Origin of the sequence: Bartonella sp. TT119HLJHH, assembly GCF_042193385.1 — a bacterium.
Taxonomy (GTDB): Bacteria; Pseudomonadota; Alphaproteobacteria; order Rhizobiales; family Rhizobiaceae; genus Bartonella.
This window is the reverse complement of sequence record NZ_JBHILS010000090.1, coordinates 1-1306: the sequence shown is the minus strand read 5'-3', so window position 1 is coordinate 1306 and position 1306 is coordinate 1. Positions and strand designations below refer to the sequence as shown.

Below are 1306 nucleotides of genomic sequence, written 5' to 3'. Positions count from 1 at the left end.
TGCGGGGTTTTTTATTATCTGGAGGGCGTATTTTATGACATCAGAAAATACACAGCAGGCTCCACAACCCATTAAAAAGCGTATACCCCCAAAGGCAGGTCAAGGGCGTGTCAAAGGCGTTCCGAATAAGATGACGCGCATTTTAAAAGAAGCAGTGGTTAAGGCTGCTGAGAATGCTGGGAATAAAATTGGCAAGGATGGTTTGATTTCTTATTTGGAAAAACAGGCTATGGAATGCCCCGCTGCTTATTTAGCATTGCTTGGTAAGGTGTTGCCTTTACAGGTAACAGGTGAAGATGGGGGAGCCATTAAGGTGATAACGCGTGTAGAAATCGCGCCTTTGGTCAATGACAACACGACAGATTAGTATTGTTCCAAAGCTTATACCGATTTTTACAGATAAGGCTTTGGTGCGTGCTGCTTGGGGTGGACGAGGGTCTGGAAAGACAAGATCATTTGCCTTGATGGCTGCTTTAAAAGGCTATCAATTTGGTATGCAAGGGATATCGGGCACTATACTTTGTGCACGTCAGTTTCAGAATTCTTTGGCAGAAAGTTCATTGGAGGAGATTAAACGCGTCATTGAAGCGCACGACTTTTTAAAGGACTATTACAAGGTTGGGGAGTCGTCGATTAAGTCGATAGATGGTCGTATAGCCTTTCAGTTTTCTGGTCTGGACCGCAATATAGCCAGTATCAAGTCTATGGGGCGTATTTTGCTTTGTTGGGTTGATGAGGCAGAGCCCGTTACAGAGACAGCTTGGCAGACGCTTATACCGACTTTGCGTGAAGAAGGAAAAGATTGGAATGCAGAATTATGGGTGACATGGAACCCGTTGCGAGAGAATGCCCCCGTTGAGAAGCGGTTTCGCTTTTCAGACAATGAGGCAATCAAACGTGTTGAGATTAACTGGTCAGACAATCCGAAGTTTCCCAAGATCTTGAATGAAGCACGACTTGATGATCTGAGAAACCGTCCAGAGACCTATAAGCATATCTGGGAAGGGGCTTATCTTACAGCGGTTCAAGGCGCTTATTATCAAAAGGAAATGTTGGCAGCCGAGCAAGAGGGGCGGATAGGGCGTGTTGCTCGTGATCCTTTAATGCAGATACGCGCCTTTTGGGATATTGGGGGCACGGGCGCCAAGGCAGATGCCACAGCGATATGGATAGCGCAATTTGTTGGCAGAGAGATCAGAGTGCTTGATTATTACGAAGCACAAGGACAACCATTATCGGAGCATATAGGCTGGTTGCGTCAAAACGGTTATGAGAAGGCGTTGATGGTTCTTCCCCATGATGGGGC

At 46.2% G+C, this 1306-nt stretch carries 2 protein-coding genes; both read left to right on the top strand.

Annotated elements, in window-relative coordinates; all coding sequences use genetic code 11:
* Positions 1-34: 34 nt before the first annotated feature.
* Positions 35-367 carry a hypothetical protein gene (locus tag ACFIJL_RS09420; RefSeq protein ID WP_273791598.1) on the top strand — a complete coding sequence of 111 codons (333 nt, stop codon included), beginning with the start codon at positions 35-37 and terminating at the stop codon, positions 365-367.
* The coding region (locus ACFIJL_RS09415) for a PBSX family phage terminase large subunit (RefSeq protein WP_375624439.1) at positions 348-1306 on the top strand (959 nt) is incomplete at its 3' end. The genes ACFIJL_RS09420 and ACFIJL_RS09415, both read left to right, overlap by 20 nt.

Coding starts and splice junctions, on each gene's coding strand:
- ACFIJL_RS09420 (WP_273791598.1), top strand. CDS start 35: ATGACATCAGAAAATACACAGCAGGCTCCACAACCCATTAAAAAGCGT.